Here is a 5,586-nt window from a genome sequence, read left to right as displayed (position 1 = left end):
CGTCGGTCGCGTCGGCCCCCGGTCGGACGCCCTCGCTCCCCGTGCCAGTCACGGTGACCACCCTATCGACCGCGGGAGGGTGGTCGCCTCACGAGCGAGGGGGCGCCTAGAGGTCGGCGGGCACGCGCTCGCCGTCGCCGAGGGGTTCGACCAGCACCTGGTCGAGGAACTCGCGCAGCCCGGCCGCCATGTCGACGCCGTCGTCCAGCAGCCACTGGATCTGGAGCCCGTCCTGCAGGGCCGCGAGGTTCCGAGCGGTCCGCTCGACGTCGCACCCGGGGCGCAGGCCGCCGTCCTCGGCGACCTGCGCGAGGGCGCGTCGGTTGCGCTCGACGACGCGCTCGTACCGCTCGACGAAGTAGGCGTGGGCGGGGTGCGCGGCGGCGGTCGCCTCGGCGCTGAGGGTCGCGTAGAGCTCGACGATGGGACGGCGGGTCGCGTTGTGCTCCATGAGCGCGACGAGCGCCGCCAGGAAGGGCAGGCCGTCCCGGGCGGTGGTCGCGAGCAGGGTGCTGTCGACGTCGTCACGGTACTCGAGCACCGCTCGCAACAGCTCCGTCTTGGTGGGGAAGTGGTGCAGCAGCGTCGAGTGGGTCACCCCGGCCCGCTGGGCGATGTCGCGCAGGGACGACGCGTTGAACCCGGACTCGCCGAAGAGCGTGATCGCGGCCTGGAGGATCTCGACCTGCGTCGCCCGCCCCTTGGCGTACGGCCCCCGGCGCCGCCGGGCGGGAGCGGCCTGCGTGCTGCTCATACGGACCTCGTCATCTTCCCCACGCTACCCGGGCGGCACCGGCTGCGGGCACGCCGACCGCTAATCTCTTCCATGTGGTCGATTTTGGCCCGCCGGACTCGTGAGGACCCCATGCCCCAGATGCAGGACGCCGTGACCCGCCCGCCCGCCGACGCGCCCTACCGTGACGCACGCGTGCCCGTCGGGCACCGCGTGGACGACCTCCTCGAGAGGATGACCCTGGAGGAGAAGGCGGGCCAGCTCTTCCACGCGATGACGGAGATGGGCGAGGGCGGCACGCTGCCCGACGCCGTCGGCCCCTCGGGCGCGCTGCCCCCGCGCGAGCTGGTCGCCCGCAGCATCACCCACGTCAACGTGATCACCACCCCCGAGTCGGGAGAGGCGTTCGCCCGGTGGCACAACGAGCTCCAGCACCTCGCCGCGCAGACCCGGCTCGGGATCCCGGTGACCGTGTCGAGCGACCCGCGCCACGCCTTCGTCGACAACCCCGGCACGTCGCTCGCCGCGGGCAGCTTCTCGCTGTGGCCCGAGCCGCTCGGGCTCGCAGCGCTGCGCGACCCGGACGAGGTCGAGCGGTTCGCCGACTGCGCACGCCAGGAGTACCTCGCGGTGGGCATCCGGGTCGCGCTGCACCCGCAGGTGGACCTCCTGACCGAGCCACGGTGGGCGCGCGGGACCGGCACGTTCGGCGAGGACGTCGAGCTCGCCTCGACCCTCGGCGAGGCGTACGTCCACGGCTTCCAGGCCACGGGGAGGATCGCGCGGGAGCGGCAGCCCGGCGCGCCCGCCGCACCGGGCGGGGTCGGCCGCGACTCGGTCTCCACGATGACGAAGCACTTTCCCGGTGGCGGGCCGCAGCTCGACGGTGAGGACCCGCACTTCGCGTACGGGCGCGAGCAGGTCTACCCGGCCGGCCGGTTCGACGAGCACCTCGCACCGTTCCGACGCCTGATCGCGGCCGGGACGCGCCAGATCATGCCGTACTACGGCATGCCGGTCGGCCTCGAACGCGACGGGGACCCCGTCGAGCAGGTGGGCTTCGGCTTCAGCAGGCAGATCCTCACGGACCTGCTGCGCCACGAGCTCGGCTTCGACGGGATCATCTGCACGGACTGGGGGCTCGTCAGCGACATGACGATGTTCGGCGCGCGCTACCCGGCGCGCGCCTGGGGCGTCGAGCACCTGGCGCCCGTGGACCGGGTCGCGAAGATCCTCGACGCGGGGGCGGACCAGCTCGGCGGCGAGACCTGCGTCGACCTGGTCGTCGAGCTCGTGAGGTGCGGGCGGGTCGACGAGTCCCGGCTCGACGCGTCGGTGCGCCGGCTGCTCACCGAGAAGTTCCTGCTGGGCCTGTTCGACGAGGCGCGGTACGTGGACCCGGAGCGCGCGGCGCGCGTCGTCGGGAACGACGCGTTCCGACGCGCGGGCCGGCGGGCCCAGTCGCGGGCCGTCACCGCGCTGCGGCGCGGAACGGCACCCCTGCCCTTCTCGCCCACGAGCCGCGTGTACCTGGAGACGCCGTCGGTACCAGCGGGCGACGTCCGCGCGGCGCAGGCGGCGCTCGGCGGTCCGGAGTCGGCGCTGCGCGCCGTCGCCCGCCCCGAGGACGCCGACGTCGCCCTGCTGCGCCTCGACACGCCGTTCGAGCCGCGGCCGGCGTTCGAGTCGTTCTTCCACGCCGGGTCGCTCGAGTTCGACCGGGCCGTCGTCGAGCGCGTGCGCGCGGTCGCCGCGCGGGTGCCGACGGTCGTCGACGTGCACCTGGACAGGCCCGCCGTGCTCACCCCCCTGGTCGGGCTGGGGGTGAGCCTCGTCGTGGACTTCGGCGCGTCGACCGCGGCGGTCGCGGACGCGCTGACCGGCGTCGAGCCCGCGAGCGGGCGCCTGCCGTTCGACATCCCGCGCTCGATGCGCGCGGTGCGGGAGTCGCGCCCCGACGCGGCGTTCGACACCGCGGACCCGCTGTTCCGGTACGGCGACGGGCTGCCCCTGTGAGGCCGCCGCCCCGGGGCGACGCGTGCGCGGCGCCCCGGGGCGGCGAACATGAACCACCTGGTCGATATTTGTGTTAGCGTGCGGGCAGACCGAGGGGACGACGCGCTTCCGACGAGGTGAAGCCCCTCTCGGCGAGACTGGGGACGACGATGACTCCACGTGGTGGGTCGGGCCGTGCTGACGCCGGGCACCTGACCATCCGGCTCTGCGTGATGATGCTGCTGCAGTTCCTCGCCTTCGGGTCCTGGTTCCAGACGCTCGGACTCGTCATGGCGACCTTCGGGATGGCGAGCTCGATCGGGCTGGCGTACTCCTCCGCGTCCATCGGCGCCTTCGTCGCACCGCTGCTCGTCGGGTCGCTCGCCGACCGGTGGTTCCGGTCGGAGCGCGTGCTGGCGGCCGTGCACCTCGCGTGCGCCGGGCTGATGATCGTGCTGCGGCAGTCGGTGCTCGCCGGCTCCGAGGGCTGGACGCTCGCCCTCGTGTTCGTCTACATGGCGTTCTACATGCCGACCATGGGGATCACGAACAGCATCATCTTCCGCCACATGGGCGAAGGCGACCGACGCTTCCCCTACGTGCGCGTCTTCGGGACCATCGGGTTCGTCGTCGCGGGGGTCGTCGTCGGCCAGAGCGGCCTGTCGGCCTCACCGGGCGTGTTCCTGGTCTCGGCGGCCGTCTCCGCCGCGATGGTCGTCTACTCGCTCACGCTGCCGCCCACGCCGCCGGCGGGCAAGGGCGGGAAGTTCTCGTTCGCGGACCTGGTCGGCGCGAAGGCGTTCGTCCTGTTCCGGCAGGCCAACTTCCGGGTGTTCGCCACCTGCGTGCTGCTCGCGGGCGTCCCGCTGGCCCTCTACACCGCGTACGCCTCCGCGTACATCGACGCGCTCGGGGTGAAGAACGTCGCCACGGTGCTCGCCATCGGGCCGGTCTCGGAGATCGTGTTCGTCGTGACGATCCCCTGGCTGCTGCGTACCGTCGGCATGCGGTGGGCGCTGCTCGTCGGGCTCGCGAGCTGGGCCGTCCGGCTCCCGCTCCTGGCGCTCGCCGCGGGCACCGGCACCACTCCCCTGATCATCGCGATCGCGATGCACGGCGTCTGCAACGACTTCCTCCTGGTCCTCGGCGCGATGTACGTCTCCAGCCTGTGCCCGCCCGAGATCAGCGCGCAGGGGCAGAGCCTGTTCACGATGCTCTACAGCGGGCTCGGCGCCCTCATCGGCTCCGTCTTCGGCAACGTCGTCTTCAACTCGGCCGTCGCGCCGCGCCTCGCGTCGGACGGCGCCGGCGCGTGGGTCCCGCTCTGGACCATCGGCGCCTGCACGGCCGGCGTCGCCGCCGTGCTCTGGGTCGCGGGGTACCGCCGCCGCTCCGGCGGCACGACCGCACGGACGGTCGAGCCCGCGGGTACGGCCGCCACCGCCACGACCGTCTCGGAGGCGTGACCATGGACGTCGTCGTGCTCTGCTCCAACGGCCGCGTCGGCTCCCGGATCGCCGCCGAGGCGGTCCACCGCGGCCACCGCGTGACCGGCCTGGACCTCCAGGAGACCTCGTCGGTGCCGGGCCTCGCGGGCTACCACCGCCTCGACATCGCCGACGTCGACGGGATCGCCGCGGCGAGCACCGGCGCCGACGCGGTCGTCTACGCCGGGGCCCCGCTCGCGCTGGGCCTCGACAAGGTCGAGGCCCTCGTCGACGGCGTCGTCGCGGCGACCAAGAAGGCGGGCGTGCCGCGGCTGCTCGTCGTCGGCGGCTCCGGGTCGGCGCTGACGACCGAGGGCAAGGTCTACCTGTACACGAAGTACTTCTCCAAGACGATCCGCCCCGTCGTCGGGATGCACGAACGCGTCCTCGAGCACCTGCGCAAGGAGCACGAGCTCGACTGGGTCGTCCAGACGCCGCCCGCGATGATGGAGGAGAACGTCGGCGAGCGGACCGGCCGCTACCGGACCGGCCACGACCACCTCGTGGTCACGGACCTCCACAGCACCGACTACCCGCACATCAGCACCATCTCGATGCAGGACTACGCCGTCGCGATGGTCGACGAGATCGAGCGGCCCGCCCACCACCGCGAGCGCTACACGGTCGGCTACTGACCGGCGAGGGAGGACGCAGGACCATGAGGATCGCTGTCATCGGAGGGACCGGCAACGCCGGCTCGTCCATCGTCGAGGAGGCGCTCGAGCGGGGGCACGACGTGGTGTGCCTCAGCCGCAACCCGGCCGACGTCGTCCACACCGAGTTCCCGGACATCGACTCCCGGTTCGGGGACTGCGCGGACGTCGAGAGCCTCGTCTCGTCGATCCCGCGCGGGACCGACGTGCTGGTCAACGCGGTCATGCCCGACCCGGACGACCCCACCTCCTTCGGGACGTGGGCACGCAACGTCGTCGACGCCGCCAAGAGGTGCGGGGTCGGGCGCCTGGTCGCGGTCGGCGACTCGTGCGTGTTCGAGGTGAGCCCGGGCGTGCGGCTGCGGGACACGTCGTTCCTGACGCCGTTCTACCGCACGTGGTACGGGGTGCACGAGCTCTCCCACGAGGTCTACCTCGCCGAGCAGGAGCTCGACTGGGTCGAGATCGCACCCGCCGCGAAGATGTTCCCGGACCGCCGCCTGCGGACGTACCGGGTCGCGGTCGACGCGCTGTGCACCAAGGACGCCACCGACCCCGACTACGCCGCCCAGTCGTACATCGGCCTCGAGGACTTCGGGTACGCCTGCCTCGACGAGATCGAGCGGCCGACGTACCACCGCCAGCGCATCTGCGTGGCCTACTAGGGCCCTCGCGCGCAGCCCGGGCTCGGCCTGGTCATCGCCAAGACCCTCGCACC

5 protein-coding genes are annotated in these 5,586 nt (G+C 72.8%); 4 read left to right on the top strand and 1 reads right to left on the bottom strand.

The genetic code is table 11. The annotated features are described in order from the left end of the window. Nucleotides 1-106: 106 nt before the first annotated feature. Entirely contained in the window at nucleotides 107-754 is a 648-nt protein-coding gene (locus J7523_RS19880; protein ID WP_291890454.1) for a TetR/AcrR family transcriptional regulator, read from the bottom strand. 111 nt (nucleotides 755-865) lie between these two features. Between J7523_RS19880 and J7523_RS19875 the strand changes: the two genes are divergently transcribed. The 4 genes from J7523_RS19875 (at nucleotide 866) to J7523_RS19860 (ending at nucleotide 5,533) form a co-directional block, all read left to right on the top strand. After that, nucleotides 866-2,749: a glycoside hydrolase family 3 N-terminal domain-containing protein gene (locus J7523_RS19875; protein WP_291890452.1), complete on the top strand. Its 1,884-nt coding sequence runs from the start codon at nucleotides 866-868 to the stop codon at nucleotides 2,747-2,749. Nucleotides 2,750-2,898: 149 nt separating this feature from the next. Then, nucleotides 2,899-4,194 (top strand): MFS transporter, encoded by a 1,296-nt coding sequence (locus J7523_RS19870; protein WP_291890450.1) that lies wholly within the window; start codon nucleotides 2,899-2,901, stop codon nucleotides 4,192-4,194. 2 nt (nucleotides 4,195-4,196) lie between these two features. Beyond that, on the top strand, nucleotides 4,197-4,850 hold the full coding sequence (locus J7523_RS19865; RefSeq protein ID WP_291890455.1) for an NAD(P)H-binding protein: 654 nt from the start codon (nucleotides 4,197-4,199) through the stop codon (nucleotides 4,848-4,850). Between the two features lie 23 nt (nucleotides 4,851-4,873). After that, entirely contained in the window at nucleotides 4,874-5,533 is a 660-nt protein-coding gene (locus tag J7523_RS19860) for an NAD(P)H-binding protein (RefSeq protein ID WP_291890448.1), read from the top strand. Nucleotides 5,534-5,586: the final 53 nt, after the last annotated feature.

This window comes from Cellulomonas sp. (assembly GCF_017744555.1).
GTDB lineage: Bacteria > Actinomycetota > Actinomycetes > Actinomycetales > Cellulomonadaceae > Cellulomonas.
This window is presented reverse-complemented; position numbering and strand designations above follow the sequence as displayed.